The following is a 19,352-nucleotide window of genomic DNA, read 5'->3' as shown; positions in this document are numbered from 1 at the left end:
TGAGCGTCCTTTCAGGGAACTTTTAATACTTGTACTGCTCGGTATAGTAAAAATAGCGTACTCGCCAGTCCAGTATTAAGATAGCCCGATGTCGAATACTTCATTGCCCCCCAGCGGTCCCGGCCGCCCCAAAGATCCCGCCAAGCGCGAGGCCATCCTCGAAGCCGCGAAATGCCTGTTCCTGCGCTACGGCTATGCCGGCAGCAGCATGGACGCCATCGCCGCCCACGCGGGTGTTTCCAAGCTCACCGTGTACAGCCACTTCACCGACAAGGAGACGCTGTTCTGCGCGGCGGTGAAGGCCAAATGTGAGGAGCAGCTACCTGAACTGTTGTTCGAGCTGCCTGAGCATGCCGATGTGGAAACGGTGCTGCTGAATATCGCCAGCGGCTTCAGTCGCCTGATCAACAGTGCCGAATCCGTCGAACTGCATCGCCTGATGACCAGCCTCGGCAGCAAGGATCCGCTGCTGGCGAAAGTCTTTTATGAGGCTGGCCCGCAGCCCCTACTGGCGGAAATGGAGCGCTTGCTGAGCAAGGCGAATCAGAATGGCCAGCTATCCATCGACTCGCCCAAGGTAGCCGCGGATCAGTTCTTTTCTCTGTTCAAGGGCTGCGCCAACTTCCGCCTGCTGATCGGTTGTGGCGCGCCCCAGAGTGCGGCCGAGCAGGAGCAACATGCTCAGGAAGCAGTACGGATGTTCCTGCGCGCCTACCGGGCCTGACCGCCCCTCGTTCTGCGTCTGGCTGCTACCGTCTACATCACGCTTGCAGTTGCGAGTGGCAGCCAGTGTGTAGCCTGGCTGGTCGGTCAGAGGAGGCGCGTATGGATCGATTCACCGGTGGCTGCCTGTGCGGCAAGGTACGCATCGAAGCCCGGGGCCTTCCCTACCGGGTCGGTATTTGCCACTGCCTCGACTGCCGCAAGCATCACGGCGCGCTGTTCTACGCGGCAGCGGTATTTCCTGAAGGTGCGGTGACTATCAGCGGCGAAACGGCGGATTACGCCGGGCGCTGCTTCTGCCCCCGCTGCGGCTCATCGGTTTTCGCCCGTAGCGCCGATGAAATCGAAGTGCATCTGGGCGCACTCGATGCGCCAGACCAGTTGCTGCCAACCTACGAAAGCTGGACGACCCGGCGCGAGTCCTGGCTACCGCACTTCCCCTGCAAGACCCACTACAGGCACGACCGTGAGGCCACGGATCGCATCGAGGATTGAGGAGGCGTCAAGCCCCTTGATTCCCACCAAAGAGACCAGATGAGTCAACGCCGAGAGACGAATCACGCTTCGTTATCACGAGGCTCGTCAGCTTCACTATTTTCAGACTCTTTGTCTTCCGGCGCCTTGCCATCGATCCAGGAGTTGGTCGCTTCCTGGGCGTCATCGAGCTGCTTGCTGAACTGCTTTACCGATTCGCTGAAGGTGTCCTTGGCAATTTGACTGGCGCTTTCCTTGGCATCTTCAACGGCTTTATTGGCCGCGTTTTCCGCAGCATCACACCCGCTAAGAACAATGATACTCAGGGCACCGATTGCCAGGTAATTGAGTCGAGATTTCATGTAGGCCTCATTAAATGCGTAGTCGAACTGGAGCGGTCGAACGGGCGCAATTATTGCTGCGGGAAATGTAGAAATTTCGTCAAAAAACCCGGCCTGGAGCGGGTGCATTTGTATCGCCATGTTCTGAACCGCTGAAGGATTCACACGAGCAAGCAGCCCTCGAGGTATCGCGCGGTGATCCCGGAAACCCACTACACCCGGATGGACAGGCACCTATGCCGATGACTGCAAAGCGCGCATTCCTTCGAACCGTTTTGCCTGATTTGGCGGGAGCAAACTCAGGGCTTTCCAATCGATAGCGGTGAATGACCATTGCCTGCTTTGCCCAGAACAGGTGAAGAGAAAACGTAGACAGATGCCCTGCCCGTGCAATCACCGCTCGATAAGCAGGCCTCTGAGCAAGAGTTCCAGAGCAGCCATGCTCTGTGCCAGCCGGGCGTTGCCATCTTCACCGCTGGCGATCCAGAAGGCCGCCTCGGCGAGGCTGCCATTGATCAGCAATGCCAATGCCTGCGGATCAACGTCATCGACGATCCCCTGCTGGATCAGCCCTTCGATCAGTTGCTGCAGGGAGCGGATGCACTGCTGTTGAGAATCGGGCGTGGCCCCTCCGAGTACGGCACGCGCGTCACGCAGCACGATGCGCTGGATTTCAGGCTCCAGGGCCATTTGCAGATAGGCCCGACAGCGATCACGGAATCCCGCCCAGGTATCGGTGCCGTTGTCGGAGATAGCCTGCAGGCGCGCATCCATCTCAGCGTCGATCTCCGCCACTACCGCAGCCAGCAATCCCTGCTTGTCGCCGAAATGGTGGTAGAGCGCGCCGCGAGTGAGGCCCGCTTGCGCGGTTAGATCATCCATCGAAGTCTCGGCATAACCGCGTTCGCAGAACACCTTGCGTGCGGTGACCAGCAAGGCTGAACGGGTTTTCTCCATTTCGGCGCGGGTGCGGCGAGCCATCGTTTTCTCCTTAGAGCCAGGTAAACCATTATTTACATACGAAGCGTATGAATCTATGATTTTATACATACATACCGTATGTAAGTGATCGCAGGCCCCTATGGTGGCCATGAAAAAGGAGAATGAAATGGCCAACCCCTACCTGGGACTGTTCACTGCGCCAGGCTCGAAGGGCTTCGTGCTAGCCGGGCTGATTGCGCGAATTCCGTTGCCGATGACCGGAATCGGCATCATCACCCTGCTGGCGCAATTACGCGGTAGCTACGCGCTGGCTGGAGCGGTTGCGGCCTCTTTCGTGCTGGCCTATGCGCTGCTGTCGCCACAGATTTCGCGTCTGGTCGATCGCCACGGTCAGTACCGGGTATTGCCTGTTGCTGCTGCAGTCTGCATCGCTGGCTTGGCGTTGCTACTCGCCGCGACCTGGCTACAGATGCACGACGCATTGCTGTTCATCGGCGCACTGATGGCGGGCGCCATGCCGAGCATCTCGGCGATGATACGCGCCCGTTGGACGGCCATTTACCGTGGCCAGCCGCAATTGCAGACCGCCTTCTCTCTGGAGACCGTGCTCGACGAGGTGACATTCGTGGTCGGGCCTCCACTGTCAGTCGGGTTGAGCGTGGCGGTGTTTCCTCAAGCCGGCTTACTGGTCGGAATGCTGTTGCTGGCGATTGGTGTGTTTGCGCTAGTCGTGCAGCGCGCGAGCGAGCCGCCAAGCGAGACGGGGGACACTGCCGCTACTCGCTCGAGGTCGGTGATTCATCTACCTGACGTGCGTCTGCTGACGCTGCTGATGGTGGGCCTGGGCATCATCGTCGGCACTGTGGATATCGTCAGCGTGGCGTTTGCCGATGAGGCAGGCAACCCGGCGGCGGCGAGCCTGGTGCTATCGGCCTATGCAGTGGGTTCCTGCCTTGCAGGCCTGGTTTTCGGAGCCCTTACGCTACGCACACCGATGCACCGCCTGCTTTTCCTCGGCGGCTCTGCAACGGCGATCACCACCCTGCCCCTGCTGCTGGCCGACAGCATCCCGACACTGGCTGCCAGCGTTTTCGTCGCGGGTCTGTTCTTCGCGCCCACGATGATCGTCGCCATGTCCCTGATCGAGCGCGCCGTACCGCAAAGCCAGCTCACCGAAGGAATGACCTGGCTGCTGGCCGGATTGAACGTCGGCGTAGCGGCAGGTGCATTCGCCTCGGGTCAGGTAGTCGACCTTGCACAGGCCTCTGCGGGTTTCAGCGTGGCACTGTGCGGGGCCGCCGTGGTGTTGCTGAGCGCACTCGTGGCTTACCGGCGCTTCGCGAATCGAGTGAGCCGGTGTGACGGCAATCCTGCCCAGCCATCAGTCTAACTGGCGGCCCACGGGCTTCTGAAAATCGTAGTATTGGATTATCAGCGCTCTCCGACAAACACGCCGAAGATGGCTAGAGAAGCAAAGGCTAGGATCTTGGCCCAGCCGTCTCGCCAAGGTTTTTTTTTACGCCAGCTAGTTAGGGCGGCATGACTCTGTGTAGGCTGTCCTGGCGCGCATAACTGCCGCAGCACCTGGCACATGCCTGCCGGTCAGCTGCAGGATCATTCGCCGCCTCTCTTCGCGATCGAACCGTGAGCAAGCGCCCTAAACCGGACAATCCTGACTTATGCCCGTTGACCTGCAAGCGCTCTACCCCAAACTGATCCACCTGATGCTGGACACGGTGTTTGTGGTCGATAGCGACAACCAGATCGTATTCGTCAGCGCTGCCTGCGAGGCGCTGCTGGGTTACCGTGCCGACGAGCTGATCGGCACCACGATCACCCATTACATGCACCCGGACGATCTGGCGGCCACCAAGGCCTCCATTGTCCGCGTCATGAATGGCCAGCCCCACTTCGATTTCCGCAACCGTTACATCCGCAAGGATGGCGGCATCGTCTACATCCTCTGGGCTGCCTTCTGGTCTGAAGAGGTGGGCGCACGGATCGGTGTCGCTCGCGATGTGACGGCCCTCGCCAAAGCCGAAGAGGAATTACGTTTCCTCGCCCATCGTGACCCGCTCACCAAACTGACCAACCGCTCGCTGTTCAATGATCGGCTGGCATCGGCGCTGCGAGCGGCACACCGCCACAACAGCAATCTGGCGCTGCTGTTTCTGGATATCAACGACTTCAAGGGTATCAACGATCTCCACGGGCATGCCGCGGGCGATCAGGTGCTCTGCGTGATCGCCCGCCGGCTGGAAAGCTGCGTGCGCGAGACGGATACGGTGGCCCGCCTGGGCGGCGACGAATTCACCGTGCTGTTGACGGATATCCAGTCGGAGAGCGCCATCAGCGAAAAGGTGGAGCAGATTCTTGCGGCAATGGCCGAGCCGTTGGGCGATGAATTCGACGGATTGAAAATGCCCTCCTGCAGCATCGGCGTGGCCCGCTACCCTGCGCATGGGGAAGATGCCGACACGCTGCTCAGCCATGCGGATGGCGAGATGTATCGGGTCAAAAGGCAGCGTTCTACTACTCGGTAACGAGCCCGTGGAACACCGTTGAAAATGCCAATACCACGCGACACTTCGTTTTCAGCGGCTCATCAGGGCGACGAATTCATTTAATCTACCCCGCAATCTGCGCGCACTCTCTGCCCGCTAGCATGAGCAGATCAACCATGATAATCATTACCCGTGAAGCACGCCTGCTCGCGCAAGACGGTTACCGAAACACTTGATAGGCGCCCGAGCATTGGCGAGGTAGTAAGAAAATGTACGGCCCTGAAGAAAGCTTTGAGCAGAAGTCGTTCGTGCAACTGCGTCCCTTGGTACTCAGAAGTGACATTCTGGCGGCAGTAGCGGGCTTTCTGGTGCTCGTGGTGGTCGACGCGACACAAGGCATATCTCCGCTTCTCTACAGCTACTGCCTAGTCACGACACTCGCCTGCTACCTCACTTACCGGGCGACCACGACGCATCAGTTGTGGCTCACCGACTTGCTGCTGGTATGCACCACCACTGCGTGCCTGGGCTCGATAGCGAACGCGGTGGGTAACCCCATCACCTGGTTCTTGCCCATCGGTTTGGTCATGAGCTTGCCGGTTTCGGCGATGCATGTTCGCCCATGGCACGCGTTGAGTACCGGCGCAGCGGTTTGGGCCACGTTGTTCTACGTGGTGCAACCAAGCTTCGAGCGCCAGCTGGATCTGACCCTGACGCTGATGCTCATCCTCGCGAGCATGATGGTCGCCATGCTGGTGTGCCAAACGTTTTGCCGCATTCGCAAAAACGTTTTCGACTTACAGCAACAGCTTCATGACATGGCCTACAAGGACACCCTCACCGGCCTGCCCAACCGGCGGGCGTTCATGGAGGCGCTTGCTGCAACCGCGACAGATAACGCGGTGACAACCCGGCTGTTTTTCCTGATGCTCGACATCGACGACTTCAAAAAGATAAACGACAGCTTCGGCCATGAGGTTGGCGATCGGGTATTGGTAGAAGTGGCCAAGGTGCTTAACGAGCAAAGCAGCGGGCACAGCTTCGCGCGTCTGGGTGGTGAAGAATTCGCAGTCGCCGCCCACGTGGCAGATTTAGCGGCGGCACAGGGTCTGGCTCAGGGCATTGTCGAAGCAGTCAACTCGAACCAGTTGTATGGCCTCAACTTGTCCATCAGCGCGGGCCTGGCAGAACGCGAACAGGGGGAGCCCCTTACCAGCCTGATGCGCCGCGCTGATCTGGCGCTGTATGAAGCCAAACACGAGGGCAAGAATCGCTACGCCACGGCTGCCCACGTGGCCCCTGTCGCCTGATCGCGCAGAAGCTGTGGTCGGCCAGCCATCATGGCGTAGGCGCTATCTGCCATCGGGCATGACGCCATAACACTTAGCCAGCCCTCACGCCGAGTGCGCGTCCGGCCACGCCCCTTCGCCAAACAGTGCCGCAACGGTTCGCTCGCCCAGGCCGAGGCCAACGCTCATGCCCAAGCCGGTGTGCATCAGCACCGCAGTCACGCCCTCGGCAGCACGCGACACGCTGAATGGCCCTGGGCCGCGCGTACCGTATACGCCCTGCCAGCGCTCGAGCACCTGCAGGCGCCCGCCCAGCGTGTGCTCAGCAAGTTCGATGAGCAGATCATCCACATCTTCCTCGTTGAACGGCACGGCATCGCTGCCGTAGTCGTGGGAGTCGCCGATGATCAGCTCACCGTAAGGCGTCGGGCTGATCAGCAAATGAATGCCGCGCTCTTCCAATATCGGGTAATCGCGGCGTATCTCGGTGCGGATCGCCTCTGCCTCGGGCAGATCGCTGAAGGCGCCGTAATGCACGCAGCTCAGTCCCGTGAGCACCGCGTGCTGCAGATCCAGCGGCTGCGCCAGCCGAGCCCGCAGCATCTGCAGGCGGCAGACAGACGGCTGCAACCTGGCCATTTGTTCGGCCAGCAAGGTCTGATAGTCGTGGCCGGAGCAGACGACGATGTGCCGTGCCGAAAAGCGCCCCGCCGTGGTCAGAGCACTGCCGGGCTCGACGTCCCGTACCAGCGTCGAAAAGTGGAAGTCGACACCCTGGCCAGCCAGGTAATCGATAATCTGTGGCAGCGCTTCCCGGGAGAACAGCTGCTGGTCGTCCAGGCCATGCAGGGCTGCACGGTGATGGGCGAAGCGGCCGTCATAAAGACTGTCGAGGGCTGCCCCGCGCAGTAGTTCGGTGCGGTAGCCAAGCTCTTGGGCACGACCGGCGCAGAATGCCGACAGCATGGCCTCTTCGGCTTCGGTGCGGGCCAGCACCAGGGAACCCTGTTTCTTCATCGACAGCCCGGCGGCCGCGCCCAGCTGCGCCCAAAGGCCGTGGGACTGGCGCGCCAGGTCGAGCATCGGGCCGGGAGCCTGGCCGGTCACCAGGGCCTGACCAAAATTGCGAATGGATGCACCCAGAGGCATGTAGCTGCGTTCGAATACGCGAACCTTGAGGCCGCGACGAACACCCGCCCAGGCATGAGCAAGGCCCAGTATCCCGGCACCTACGATCAGCAAGTCACAGTCGTGCTGACTCATGGAAAACTCCTCGAGAGGGGACGTGGCCGCCGGAGCGGCCAGCAGATTGAAATGGAGAACGCGCGGGTTACTGGCTGACCGGCTCGGACTTGCCGTCATAGCGCTTGCGCCATTCGGCGAGAATGCGGTCGCGGTTCTCCGAGGCCCAGCCGAAGTCGTTGTTGATCAGGCGTTGTTCGTAGTCGGCCGGCAGCTCCTGAAAACGCTCGGCGATGCCCGGCTGAGCCAGTACGGCGAAGTTGGCCTTGTACAGTTCCATGGCCTCCCGGCTGGCAGCGAAATCCGCAAGCTTCCTGGCTGCATCCAGGTGCTGAGTGCCCTTGATGATCGCGCTCGCTTCGATCTCCCAGCCCAGGCCCTCCTTGGGCAACACGATGGCCAGCGGCGCACCCTTGCGCTTGAGCTGAATGGCTGGGTACTCGAACGATATGCCGATGGGGAACTCGCCGGCGGCTGCCTGCTTGCAGGGTTTGGAACCGGAATGGGTGTACTGGCCGATGTTCTGGTGCAGCTTGTCCATGTAGGCCCAACCGCCGTCTTCGCCGAAGATCTGCAGCCAGGCGCTGACGTCCAGGTAGCCGGTACCGGAAGACGCCGGGTTGGGCATGACGATCTTGCCCTTGTAGACCGGGTCGGTCAGGTCTTCCCATTTGGTCGGCTTCGGCAAGCCCTGTTTTTCCGCCTCGATGGTGTTGAAGCAGATGCTCGCGGCCCATACGTCCATGCCCACCCAGGACGGCGGATTGTCGCTGTCCCGGTAGTTGGCGCCGATCTTGTCCAGGCTGGCCGGCGCGTAGGCTTCGAGCATGCCCTGCTGCTTGAGGATGGCCAGGCTGGAGCCCGCCAGGCCCCAGACGGCATCGGCCTGTGGGCGATCCTTCTCGGCCAGCAGCTTGGCGGTGACGATCCCGGTGGAATCACGTACCCACTTGATGCGGATGTCGGGATGCTGCTTCTCGAATGCCTGCTGGTAAGGCTTGAGTTGCTCCACTTCCAGAGCGCTGTAGACGGTCAGTTCGGTGGCGGCCTGGGCATGCAGGGCGCCGGCAGCGAGCAGGCCAGCGGTAAGGGCGATGCGCTTGAACATGGTGTGGTTCCTGTGTGCGAAGGATGGGCGTACGAATAGGGAAGACGGGCTCAGCAGCCTTGCGGGCTTTCGCCGCGAACCAGACGAGCGTTGATGGCATCGATCACCGGCGGCAGATCGGCCAGGGTGTCGATCAGGTAATGGGGCTGACTGTCGGCGAACAATGCATCGATACGCTGACGCTCGGCCTCCAGGCGCTCACTGGGCAGCGCCTGGTACTGCTCCCAGGTAAGGCCCAGAAAGTTGCCGGAAAAGCGCAGCGCCACCGTCCACATACCGGCACCACGGCCCTCCAGAATGCCGGGCTCGGTGTCATCGACCTTGACGCAGGCGGCCACGTCGTCGAGCCCCAGCGCGATCACGTTGGCCAACGCCTGAGCGGGGCTTGGGCGGCCCTTGGGCACTTCATCGGTGGCGACGACATGATCCGGGCGATAGCCGGCCACAGCAGCCAGTTCGACCACCTGCTGCATGACGACCTTCGGGTAGCCTGAACAGCTGCCGATTTTCAGGCCGCGCTCACGCAGGCTTGCCACCGCCTCCAGCGCTCCGGGAATCGGCGCTGAATGCTCGCCGACCTTGGCGATCTGCAGAGGCATGAAGCGCTCGTAGATGGCGGTCACGTCGGCATCGCTCGGCAGGCGCCCGAAGCGCTTCTGGAACCGCTCGGCGACCGCAGGCTGGTCGCACAGGGTACGGATGTGATCCCACTTGCCCATGCCCATGGGGCCGCGAGCCTCAGCGAGGCTGATCTGTACGTCGAACTCGGCGAACGCCTCGACGAAGATGCGGGTCGGGGCGAAGGAGCCGAAATCGACCACGGTGCCCGCCCAGTCGAGGATGACGGCCTGCAGATGATCGGGGTGCTGGTAGCGCATAGAGATGCTCCGGGAGATCAAAGGCCAGGCGCCGCACGCCAGGCCTGGGAGCGGCGCAGCAAGCCGCGCGACGCCCAGGCCAGCAGGAGCGACACGCTGGCGGAGGTGAGAAGAATGAGGGTCGACATCGCGGCGGCACCGCCAACGTTGCCGGCATCGTCCATGTTCAGCACGGCGACGGACGCCACCACGCTGTCCGGGCTGTAGAGGAAGATCACCGCCGAGACGGTGGTCATCGCCGAAACGAACAGATAGCGGACGATATCCAGCAGCGCCGGCAGGCAGATCGGCACGGTCACCCGCAGGAAGTGGCGCAACAGCGGCACCTTCAACGACAGCGCGGCGGACTCGAACTCGCCGTCGAGCTGGCGCAGGGCAGCGGCGGCGCTCATCTGCGCGGTGGTCAGAAAATGTGCCACGGTGCACACCACCAGCAACGCCAAGCTGCCGTAGAGGTCATGCAGCGGATTGGCGGGCAGGTTGAAGAAGAAGACGTAACCCAACCCGAGCACCAGCCCGGGCACGGCCATGGGGATGAAGCACAACAGGCGCAGCACCTGGGTCAACGGGCTTTGCCGGGTCTTTTCCAGCAGGTAGCTGCCGGTGAAGATCAGCACGCTGCCGAACAGTGCCGTGGCAGTGGCCAGCAACAGGCTGTTGCGATAGGCCAGCCAGCCACCGGGTAGATCCGAGAACGCGTAGTTGTGCAGCGACAGCGACAGGTCGTAAGGCCAGAACTTGACCAGCGACGAGTACACCGCCATGCCGAACACGCCGAGCAGAACCGTGCACACCAGCACCACCAGCAGCAGAAAGGCACTGTCGCGACCAGCACGGGGCTGCGGGTGATAAACCTGGGCACGACCGCCCATGGCGTCACGCTGACGGCGGCGCAACCACAAGTCGACGCTGAAGCTGAACAGCGCCGGCAGCAGCAGGAACAGCCCGATCAGAGCGCCACGGCCAAACTGCTGTTGACCAAGCACCGCCTTGTAGGCTTCCAGCGCCAGCACCTGGTAGTCACCACCGACCACCACAGGGACGCCGAAATCAGTGATGCACAGGGTGAAGACCAGGCAGCCGGCAGCGAAAACGCCCTGTCGGCTACTTGGCCAAGTGATGCTGCGAAAAGCGCGCCAGGGTGAGGCGCCCATGCTCGAAGCAGCGTCGAACAGGCGCGCGTCAGCCAGCGCCAGGGCGCTGAGCAACACCATCAGGGCATGGGGAAAGGTGTAGATGGCCTGGCCCAGGACGATGCCCCAGAAGCCGTAGATGCTGTCGGGCATCCAATCGCGCAGCATGCCCTGATTGCCGAACAGGTAGATCAGCGCGATCCCCGGCAACATCGAGGGCGCCAGCAGGGGCAGCAGCGATAGGCCGCGCCACAGCCCCTTGCCCGGCAGGCAAGTGCGCAGCAAGCCATAAGCGAAGCCATACGCCAGGGGCAGCACGATCATCACCACCGCCAGCGCGCTGGTCAGGCTGTTGCCGAGCAGCCAGCGAAAATTGGCACTGCCGAACAGCTCTGCCGCAGCCGCCAGGCCACCACCCTGCTCCGGGTCACCCGCCAGCCCGCGCCAGAGCATGGCCAGCAGGGGCAGCAGCACGGCCAGCACCAACAGCGCCAGCAACAGCCACTGCCCGCCCAGCACGAATAGCCGGTCGACCAGGTTCGTCGAGCGCTGTGCGGTTTTCACGGCACGACCCAACGTCGTGACCTGCTCCATCAGGCGAACACCTGCAGGCTGCGCGGCGGCAAGGCCACGCGAATCTGCTTACCGTGCAGATGCGGCAGCGCTTCGGGGGCCATTTCGGCCAAAAGCGCGTGACCCGGCAGATCGTCGAGTTCGAAGCTCAGGCGGCAGCGATTGCCGAGGAAGGTGAGCTCGCGCATATGCGCCGGGAACAGGTTGTCCTGCTCCAGCTCGGGGTTGACCAGGATCGCTTCCGGGCGGCAGAACAGGCGCCCGCCCGTACCTTGCCCGGTGTCTGCCAGGCGCATGCTCAGTCGGCCGACACGGGCGTGGGCGCCATCGCGCTCGAACGGCAACCAGTTGCCCTGGCCGACGAACTCGGCAACGAAAGGCGTCGCCGGGGCGTTGTAGATGGTCTGTGGCGTGGCGTACTGCTCGATCCGCCCCTGATTCATCACCGCGATGCGGTCAGCCATCAACATGGCCTCTTCCTGATTGTGCGTGACCATCAGGGTGGTGATGCCAAGCTGGCGCTGCAGGCTGCGCAGCTCGCCGCACAGGTGCTCGCGTACCTGGGCATCAAGGGCCGACATCGGCTCGTCGAGCAACAACAACGAAGGGCTCGGCGCCAGGGCGCGGGCCAATGCAACGCGCTGTTGCTGGCCGCCGGAGAGCTGTGCCGGATATTTGTGCCCACTGCCGCTCAGGCTGACCAGCTCGAGCATCTCCTCGACACGTCGACGCACCTCGTCTCGCCCACGGCCGGACAGGCCATAGGCGATGTTCTGGGTGACCGTCAGGTTGGGAAACAGCGCATAGGACTGAAACAGGATGCCGTAGTCACGCGCCTGGGGCGGCAGCGCGGAAACGTCTCGCCCGGCGAAGTGCAGGCTGCCCTGCTCCTGATGCTCCAGGCCGGCGATGCAGCGCAGCAGCGTGGTCTTGCCGCAGCCGGATGGCCCGAGCAGGCAGACCAGCTCGCCGGCTTTGACATCCAGTGATACGCCATCCAGCGCCTTGAAGGTGCCGAAGCCTTTGTGAATGTCGCGCAGTTGCAGGTCGACGGTAGCCATGCCAGGAACCTCGTTTGGAATCGAACGAGTGTCATCTTGGGGCCGGCATGCGAAGGCTTTGTGGCAGTAGGGCAAAAGCCGCCGATAGTGGTATCAGCGTTTTTGTGAAGACAAAGCCCCGATCAGGCCTCGATGTACTCACGGGCGATGGCCAGGAAGGCCGCCGGCAGGCGCGCCTGGCGGCGTTCGCGCAGGCAGTAGAGGTATTCGGGAATCAGCGGTGCGCCGTCCAGGGCGATGACGCGCAGCTCCTGATTGTCCGGCACCTCGTGACGAGCGATGACACTGATGCCGATATTGCGCAGCACCGCCTCGCGAATCGACTCGCGGCTGCCGATTTCCAGCAACGATCCCAAGGCGACGCCAGCATCGCGGAGCATCTGCTCGGTAAGCTGGCGCGTGGTCGAGCCCACTTCGCGCATCAACAGACTGTGTCCGGCCAGCGCTGAGGGCGGTAGACGCTTGTGATTGGCCAGCGGATGGCTGCGGTGTACGGCCAGTACCAAGGGATCCTCGCCGAGCAGCAAACGGGTGAAGCGCGTGTCCTCTTCCAGTTGCGAGGAGGCAGCCAGATCGACTCGATACTCCTCCAGTGCCTCGATCACCTGCAGCGAATTGCCTATTTCCAGCGTCACCTGAATCTGCGGCAGTCGCTCGCGAAAGCGTTGAACCAGGTCGAGCACGTAGTACGGAGCAGTAGCGGCGATGCGCAGGCTGCCCTGTAACTGCCCGCAATTGCGCAGGTAGAATTCGATATCGGCTTCTTGCTGCAGCAGTGCCTGCACCATCGGCAGCAGGCGCGCGCCATCCTCGCTCAGGGTGAAGCGCCGCCCGCCTCGGTAGAACAGCTCGACACCATACTGCGACTCCAGATTGCGAATCTGGGTGGTGACCGTAGGCTGGCTGAGGCCGAGCTTCTTCGCCGCATGAGTGATGCTGCCCAGGCGGGCGACCATGTGAAAGGACTTGAGCTCGGCAGAAAGCATTTCCGATGCGGCGCCTCGGGTCGGCAGCCAATCACGGCCGCCTGGTTAACGGAAGCGTGATGGTACGCCGCTGAAGTCCCAGAGGGCTACTGGAGGTTAGCGATAGCGGTAGGGCTGTGACCCTGTGGATGCAGCCCTACCGCTTGAGTGGATGGAGTCGCCTCCCGGTCGAATCCTACTCAGCGAAACGCGCATTTCTAGACAGTGAGCAAGCTGCCCAGGCGCTCACCGATTATTACGCAGGGCGCCATAGCGTAGGCCGACTCAGAAACCGCCACCGAGCATTCAGCTCAGCGGCAACCCTCTGACAGCCGGCTCAACATATTCAGGTTTCGACGCCCTCCTTGAAAGAAGGTGAAGGCTTCTCGGCCTCTCGCTCGGGTTTGTCCTCAGGCTGGCCGAGCATCTCGCGGGTCGACTTCTGTACCTGATCGATCTGCTCGTTAAAGGCATTGAGGGTGTCACTGACCGCCTCGCGAGCGATCTCCTGCACGGCCTGCTCGGCCTTTTCGGTAAGCTTCTGCGCCGACTCTTCGGCGACACCGCAGCCGGCCGAGGTCAAACCAATCACGGCAACCAGCACGAACGCAGCGATGGGTGATGGATTCATGGATCATCTCCAGAGGTGATGAAGGCCCCGGCAAGCCGGGGCATTAGAGCGTTACTGGCGGGGCGTTTCGGCTTCGACGGCGGGCGGATCGTTGCGGGTTTTCCACAGCGACAGCAGCACGCCACCGATCAATAGGCCGAGCGTGACGCTCAGCGAGATCACCGGTGGGGTCTTGCCGATGATGCCGACCAGGAAGATCTTGCCGCCGATGAACACCAGCACCAGAGCCAGGGCGTACTTGAGGTAAGCGAAGCGGTGGATCATCGCCGCCAGGGCGAAGTACAGCGCGCGCAGGCCAAGGATCGCGAAGATGTTCGAGGTATAGACGATGAACGGATCCTGGGTGATGGCGAAGATCGCCGGCACGCTGTCGATCGCGAACACCAGGTCGGCACACTCGATCAGCACCAGCGCCAGGAACAGCGGCGTAGCCCAGCGCACCATGTTGCCGTTCGCATCCGGCTGACGCACGAAGAAGCGGCCCTCGTGCAAGCGGTCGGTGACGCGCATGCGCTTGCGCACGAACTTGATCAGCTTGTTCTCGGACAGATCCGGGTGGTCATCGACCTTGCTGAACAGCATCTTCACGCCGGTCAGCAGCAGGAAGGCGCCGAACACGTAGAGAATCCAGCTGAACTCGGAGATCAATGCGGCGCCCAGGCCGATCATGATCGCGCGCAGCACGATGACTCCGAGGATGCCCCAGAACAGCACTTCATGCTGGTACTTACGCGGGATGGCCAGGAAGCTGAAGATCATCGCCATGAGAAAGACGTTGTCCATGGACAGCGATTTCTCGATCAGAAAGCCGGTATAGAAATCCATACCGGAGGTGGCGCCCTTCATGTGCCAGACCCACAGGCCAAACAGCAGGCCGGCGGTGATGTAGCCGCCGGACAGCAGCAGGCTTTCCTTGACGCCGATTTCGCGGTGCTCACGGTGAAGCACCCCGAGGTCGAAGACCAGCAAGCTGATGACGATGGTGATGAAGATGAGCCACAACCAGGTGGCAGTGCCGAGGAACTCGGCCATTAAGAACGGTTCTAGGGTGCTCATAAGCCCCTCCTAAGTCAGAGTTGTACAAACTGCAACTCCGACATGGCAGCTGGAAAGCTGTCAGAGGGGCCCGGTGTCGCCGCGACAATTTATCAGGCGCCACGCCGCACTCAAGCACTCACTTATTGCAAATTATCTCAACCTGACCGGCACGCAGGTCTGTTGTCTTTTCACCCAGACAATGAAAAGAGACACAGACCATTGCCAGCGCACATCGGTAATTTCATAGAACCTATGAAGCCAATAACACCACCATTTGATGTTGCTTCAACAGCTGCTATCACTGGCGCCGAAAGATCATCCCACCATGGTGCAAGGTATCGTGATCGACGAACTCACCGTCAGCGGTAAAGCCGGTGTCGTCCCAATAATCGATGTGGCTACCTTCGACCTCATAGCGACCCTGGTAGGCACTTTCCTGCTTGCCACGGGCCTCGTCGTAGCGGCCATTCGGCAAGAGTTCGTGGCGAATGTGGCCGTCATCGGTTACCCACATGCCGACATAGGGGTGCTGGGCCATGCTGTTCTCCAGTGATCGCTGTTCGCAGTTATCGGTGATGGCAGCCTGGTTCGAGGCCATTGCTGCGGGCACGCTTGGCAAATGGAGCATGCCCAACATCAGGCCACTCATGACTGCTGATCGATAGTTCATGTCAGCCTCCGTTTAGTCGCAGCCAAAGCTGGGCTATCGCCTGCAATGCCGAGCAGATGCGACAACCCAAGCCGGTTCGATCACTCGGGCGCAGGAATACGCTGTAAAACATCGTCGTAAGGCACCAGGTCGAGGTAGGCAGTGACCTCAAAGGCCTTGCCATTGCGCATGTGGAAAATCCAAGCATAGCTGTTGCTGTAGGCTTGCCCGTCACGCGCAACACCACTGCCTTCCCATTGAATAATGACGTGCTCGCCATCCGCCCAAACCTGCTTGCTGACCGGTTTTATGGGGCTGGACAAGCGAGATACGAACGGCCGGACAGCCTGCTCGACGAACGCATCGACGCCTCGATAAACGCCCGCAGTGGGGCCAGAGCCCTTGATCGTCCAGACCACATCCGGTGTCAGCACATCACTGAAAAACGTGCTTCCACCGGCGGCCCAGCGATCGAATGCTTCGGTGACAATTTGCTTGTTACGTGCCGCCACATCGTTTTTTGCCGCAGCGTTGGCCACACCTGACAACAACCCGATGCCGATCAGCATCGCGCATGCCAAAACGGCTAAGCGGGTGTGTTTAACGATTGATGTGCCCATGCGTAAAGATCCTCTTGGTGTGATGGTTTCCACGGGTTTGGCCAGAAATGATCATGGCGTGGTGCCTTTGCATCAGGGCTCAACGGCAGTTACCAAGCCCAGCCTTCACGCCCCCGTGGAGGCGGGTAGCGTTTCCGAACCATCGAGTTCCACTGGGTACTACTGCCTGATCGTCCGAACAAGCCGTAGTGGTAGAGCACTGAAAGAGCGTTCATGATGAACGCCTTGCAGAAAACAGAGCCTTAATGTCTAGGGAATGAGTCTGCCCTTTCAGGAGCGCCGGCTTGTAGCAGGATTGTCCTGTGTCCTTACACGATCGTCCGGATGGGCAGATGCCTAATTCACGGGCCTTGCAGGAGCGAGCATGGGTTCTCTGGAAAAGCTGATCGACCTCATCAGCCGTCATGCCACAACCGATGGCATACATCGGACACCGATTGCGGGTGTCAGCCTGGTGCGCTCGGGCACACCCACAATGCCGATGCCTGTCGTCTATGCACCGACGCTCTGCCTTATCGCCCAAGGCCGCAAGCACGTGACGGCCGGAACCACGTCGTATGTCTATGACGCAGCCAAATACCTGGTCGCGTCCGTGGACATACCGGTGATGGGTTCGGTCATCGAGGCCAGTGAGGCGGCGCCCTATCTGTGCCTGGTGCTTGATCTGGATAGGACGGTGTTGAGTGATCTCGTGCTGCGCCACCCCGCTGCGGACGAGAATAATGGCCCGCCAGTTGCCGGCATCGAACTCAACGACACCACACCCGAACTGCTGGATGCAGCAGCCAGGCTTGCCATGCTGCTGGATACACCAGGCGATGCCGAAGAGCTGGCGCCATTGACGGTGCGCGAGATCCTTTACCGGCTGCTGGCCAATAGCGGCAACGGCGTGGTTCGGCAAATGGCCAAAGCGGACAGCCGACTGAGCCAGATATCCAAAGCGATTGCCTGGCTACGCGACCATTACAGCGAAACCTGCCGGATCGATGACATCGCCGATATGGCCGGCATGAGCCGCTCCACGTTTCACGCCCATTTCAAGGCGGTCACCTCGATGAGCCCGCTGGAATTTCGCAGCCAGTTGCGGTTACAGGAGGCGCGCCGACTGATGGTGGCGCAAGCGCTTGATGCGGCAGGCGCCGGATACCGAGTGGGCTACGAAAGCCCTTCGCAGTTCAGCCGAGACTATGCACGCATGTTCGGCCTGCCACCCGCCAAGGATGCCAACCGACTGCGCAGAACGACGGGTGAGCTGGCAGGATGACCAGCCCCATCAGAGCCGGAAATGCTGGTGAATCGCCTGCGCGAGCAGCTCGAGGGCCTCGTTGCTCTGCGCCGTAGATGAGCGCAGAAACACCACCTCATGCTCGGCTACCTGCGGCAAACCGTCGAGAATGCGCATGCTTTCAGAGACTCGGGCACGGTCTATCAGGGTGACCGCCAGGCCTGCTTCCACACAGGCCTTGATGGCCTGACTCGAGGGGCTGTCGAGCACCACGCGCCACTTGCGACCACTCTGCTTCAACGACTCCAGCATCGCACTGCGGTAAGGGCAATCCGCGGCGTGGACGGCCAGCGGCAGCGCATCACGTTGCTCGAACAGGCTGATCGTTGCACCGACCCAGACCGGCGTGGTGGCGACCAGAACGTTTGCCGGCTCGCCCTCCTGCCCCTTGGGCTGGGTCAGCACCGCAGCGTGCAGTTTGCCGCGCTGCACCTGATCGCGCAGCGAGTGGCTGGGCGCCGTTTTCACTTCCAGCACGACGTTGGGCCAGGCTGCCGCGAAAATCGGCAGGATGTCGCGAATCACATGTGCGGCGTACTCATCGGGCACCCCCAGCCCGATTCGTCCGACCAGGCGCGGCCCATGTAACTCCGCCAACACCCGGTCGTGGGTGGAGAGCAGATCGGTGGTCGAAATCAGCAGCCGCCGGCCCAGTGCCGTGAGACCAACCGACTGATTGTCGCGATCCAGCAAACGCCCGCCAGCGACGGCTTCGAGCCGTTGGATATGCACGCTGATCGCCGCCGGGCTCTTGTGCAGCTGCTCGGCTGCGGCCTTGAACCTACCGCTGCGCGCTACCGCATGGAAGGTACGCACCAGCTCGATATCGAGAACGCCATTCATACTTCACCAAAACCGAATCACTGATTCAATACATTTTGATTTATTAGATTATCCGCATTCCTTAGCCTGTGCATACACCCTTCATCCCCTGGATTGTCATGCCTGGCCAACACGCGATGCGCATCTGGCACAAAACCATTCCCCTGCTGCTGCTCGAAGCGGGGCTGGTGGTGGCCTGGAGCTCCGGTTTCATCGGCGCGCGGTTTTCCATCGATCACGCACCGGCCATGCTGGTGGTGTTCTGGCGCTGCGTACTGGTCTGCGTGGTACTGCTGCCGTTCGTACTCAGGCAGTTGCGCCAGGCGTCAGCGGCCGTGCTGCTGCGCAATGCCGGTATCGGTTTTCTGGCCATGGCTGGCTACCTTGCCGGTGTAGTTCAGGGCATTGCACTCGGCGTACCGGCAGGCCTGGCGGCATTGCTCGCCGACCTGCTGCCAATCGGCATGGCGATACTCGCGGCACTAGCGTTTCGGCAACGCCTGGCATGGCGTACCTGGGTAGGGCTGACCATCGGCCTGCTCGGCGTGGTACTGGTGACATCCGACGCCCTCGCCTGGGGCGATGCGCCGCTCTGGGCCTATGGCCTGCCTCTTCTGGGCATGCTGTCGCTGGCGGTTGCCACCCTCTGGCAGAAACACTCGACCGGCGCCGCCTCGCTGGGCCTGCTTGCCAACCTGTGGCTGCAATGCTGCGTTTCCAGTATCGGCTTCGCGCTGCTTGCTTTGCTGGAGGGCAGCTTGAAACCTGTGCCGTCGACAGGTTTCGTGCTGAGTGTGTTGTGGACAGCGGGGATATCCACCCTCGCCGGCTACGGGCTTTATTGGATATGCCTGAAACGCTCCACACCGACTCGCGTGGCCAGCGTGCTCTATCTCAGCCCAGCAGTGACGCTGCTGTGGGCCTGGGCCATGTTCGATGAGCCACTGTCCTGGCTGATGGCGCTCGGTACGGCGATATCGGCTGTCGGCATCTGGATGGTGCTGCGCAGCGAGCCGGCAGAGAATCTTCAGTGAAGCGGTCGGTAACGACAGCTTCACTGACTTCGGCAACTGA

At 61.4% G+C, this 19,352-nt stretch carries 20 protein-coding genes; 7 read left to right on the top strand and 13 right to left on the bottom strand.

Going from position 1 to position 19,352, the window contains the following annotated elements; all coding sequences use genetic code 11:
* Positions 1-88 precede the first annotated feature (88 nt).
* Both ACZ0AI_RS22645 and ACZ0AI_RS22640 read left to right on the top strand, forming a co-directional pair.
* Positions 89-724: a TetR/AcrR family transcriptional regulator gene (locus ACZ0AI_RS22645; RefSeq protein WP_463570093.1), complete on the top strand. Its 636-nt coding sequence runs from the start codon at positions 89-91 to the stop codon at positions 722-724.
* A 101-nt stretch (positions 725-825) separates the two neighbouring features.
* Positions 826-1,218 carry a GFA family protein gene (locus ACZ0AI_RS22640; RefSeq protein ID WP_463563780.1) on the top strand — a complete coding sequence of 131 codons (393 nt, stop codon included), beginning with the start codon at positions 826-828 and terminating at the stop codon, positions 1,216-1,218.
* 62 nt (positions 1,219-1,280) lie between these two features.
* Here the strand turns inward: ACZ0AI_RS22640 and ACZ0AI_RS22635 are convergent, their stop codons facing one another.
* Both ACZ0AI_RS22635 and ACZ0AI_RS22630 read right to left on the bottom strand, forming a co-directional pair.
* The gene (locus tag ACZ0AI_RS22635) at positions 1,281-1,667 is read right to left on the bottom strand and encodes a hypothetical protein (protein WP_463563779.1); all 387 of its coding nucleotides are present in this window, start codon (positions 1,665-1,667) and stop codon (positions 1,281-1,283) included.
* 264 nt (positions 1,668-1,931) lie between these two features.
* Positions 1,932-2,519, bottom strand: coding sequence for a TetR/AcrR family transcriptional regulator (locus ACZ0AI_RS22630; protein ID WP_463563778.1), 588 nt, complete (start codon positions 2,517-2,519; stop codon positions 1,932-1,934).
* 127 nt (positions 2,520-2,646) lie between these two features.
* On the opposite strand from ACZ0AI_RS22630, the gene ACZ0AI_RS22625 reads away from it, so the two are divergent.
* The 3 genes from ACZ0AI_RS22625 (at position 2,647) to ACZ0AI_RS22615 (ending at position 6,294) form a co-directional block, all read left to right on the top strand.
* Positions 2,647-3,870, top strand: coding sequence for an MFS transporter (locus ACZ0AI_RS22625; RefSeq protein WP_463563777.1), 1,224 nt, complete (start codon positions 2,647-2,649; stop codon positions 3,868-3,870).
* 289 nt (positions 3,871-4,159) lie between these two features.
* On the top strand, positions 4,160-5,023 hold the full coding sequence (locus tag ACZ0AI_RS22620; protein WP_463563776.1) for a diguanylate cyclase domain-containing protein: 864 nt from the start codon (positions 4,160-4,162) through the stop codon (positions 5,021-5,023).
* A gap of 230 nt (positions 5,024-5,253) precedes the next feature.
* Positions 5,254-6,294 (top strand): GGDEF domain-containing protein, encoded by a 1,041-nt coding sequence (locus tag ACZ0AI_RS22615; protein WP_463563775.1) that lies wholly within the window; start codon positions 5,254-5,256, stop codon positions 6,292-6,294.
* An 84-nt stretch (positions 6,295-6,378) separates the two neighbouring features.
* Here the strand turns inward: ACZ0AI_RS22615 and ACZ0AI_RS22610 are convergent, their stop codons facing one another.
* The 10 genes from ACZ0AI_RS22610 to ACZ0AI_RS22565 form a co-directional block, all read right to left on the bottom strand.
* Positions 6,379-7,536 carry a TIGR03364 family FAD-dependent oxidoreductase gene (locus ACZ0AI_RS22610; RefSeq protein WP_463563774.1) on the bottom strand — a complete coding sequence of 386 codons (1,158 nt, stop codon included), beginning with the start codon at positions 7,534-7,536 and terminating at the stop codon, positions 6,379-6,381.
* 67 nt (positions 7,537-7,603) lie between these two features.
* Positions 7,604-8,623: a putative 2-aminoethylphosphonate ABC transporter substrate-binding protein gene (locus ACZ0AI_RS22605; protein WP_463563773.1), complete on the bottom strand. Its 1,020-nt coding sequence runs from the start codon at positions 8,621-8,623 to the stop codon at positions 7,604-7,606.
* Positions 8,624-8,673: 50 nt separating this feature from the next.
* Complete coding sequence (phnX, locus tag ACZ0AI_RS22600) at positions 8,674-9,501, bottom strand: phosphonoacetaldehyde hydrolase (RefSeq protein WP_463563772.1); 828 nt, start codon at positions 9,499-9,501, stop codon at positions 8,674-8,676.
* Positions 9,502-9,518: 17 nt separating this feature from the next.
* Positions 9,519-11,228: a putative 2-aminoethylphosphonate ABC transporter permease subunit gene (locus tag ACZ0AI_RS22595; protein WP_463563771.1), complete on the bottom strand. Its 1,710-nt coding sequence runs from the start codon at positions 11,226-11,228 to the stop codon at positions 9,519-9,521.
* Positions 11,228-12,268: a putative 2-aminoethylphosphonate ABC transporter ATP-binding protein gene (locus tag ACZ0AI_RS22590; protein WP_463563770.1), complete on the bottom strand. Its 1,041-nt coding sequence runs from the start codon at positions 12,266-12,268 to the stop codon at positions 11,228-11,230. The genes ACZ0AI_RS22595 and ACZ0AI_RS22590 overlap by 1 nt, the downstream gene beginning before the upstream one ends.
* 122 nt (positions 12,269-12,390) lie before the next feature.
* On the bottom strand, positions 12,391-13,254 hold the full coding sequence (locus ACZ0AI_RS22585) for a LysR family transcriptional regulator (RefSeq protein ID WP_463563769.1): 864 nt from the start codon (positions 13,252-13,254) through the stop codon (positions 12,391-12,393).
* Positions 13,255-13,579: 325 nt separating this feature from the next.
* Positions 13,580-13,864 (bottom strand): hypothetical protein, encoded by a 285-nt coding sequence (locus ACZ0AI_RS22580; protein ID WP_463563768.1) that lies wholly within the window; start codon positions 13,862-13,864, stop codon positions 13,580-13,582.
* A 51-nt stretch (positions 13,865-13,915) separates the two neighbouring features.
* Positions 13,916-14,920 carry a TerC family protein gene (locus ACZ0AI_RS22575; RefSeq protein ID WP_463563767.1) on the bottom strand — a complete coding sequence of 335 codons (1,005 nt, stop codon included), beginning with the start codon at positions 14,918-14,920 and terminating at the stop codon, positions 13,916-13,918.
* Positions 14,921-15,200: 280 nt separating this feature from the next.
* Positions 15,201-15,440, bottom strand: coding sequence for an Atu4866 domain-containing protein (locus ACZ0AI_RS22570; RefSeq protein WP_463566004.1), 240 nt, complete (start codon positions 15,438-15,440; stop codon positions 15,201-15,203).
* A gap of 212 nt (positions 15,441-15,652) precedes the next feature.
* The gene (locus tag ACZ0AI_RS22565; protein WP_463563766.1) at positions 15,653-16,171 is read right to left on the bottom strand and encodes a nuclear transport factor 2 family protein; all 519 of its coding nucleotides are present in this window, start codon (positions 16,169-16,171) and stop codon (positions 15,653-15,655) included.
* 364 nt (positions 16,172-16,535) lie between these two features.
* On the opposite strand from ACZ0AI_RS22565, the gene ACZ0AI_RS22560 reads away from it, so the two are divergent.
* A complete protein-coding gene (locus ACZ0AI_RS22560) occupies positions 16,536-17,435 on the top strand; it encodes an AraC family transcriptional regulator (protein WP_225834992.1) in 900 nt (299 codons plus the stop codon).
* 9 nt (positions 17,436-17,444) lie between these two features.
* Here the strand turns inward: ACZ0AI_RS22560 and ACZ0AI_RS22555 are convergent, their stop codons facing one another.
* Positions 17,445-18,299, bottom strand: coding sequence for a LysR family transcriptional regulator (locus ACZ0AI_RS22555; RefSeq protein ID WP_463563765.1), 855 nt, complete (start codon positions 18,297-18,299; stop codon positions 17,445-17,447).
* A 98-nt stretch (positions 18,300-18,397) separates the two neighbouring features.
* On the opposite strand from ACZ0AI_RS22555, the gene ACZ0AI_RS22550 reads away from it, so the two are divergent.
* Positions 18,398-19,312, top strand: coding sequence for a DMT family transporter (locus ACZ0AI_RS22550; RefSeq protein WP_463563764.1), 915 nt, complete (start codon positions 18,398-18,400; stop codon positions 19,310-19,312).
* Positions 19,313-19,352 lie beyond the last annotated feature (40 nt).

It is taken from the genome of Pseudomonas sp. AC355 (genome assembly GCF_979258205.1).
This window is presented reverse-complemented; position numbering and strand designations above follow the sequence as displayed.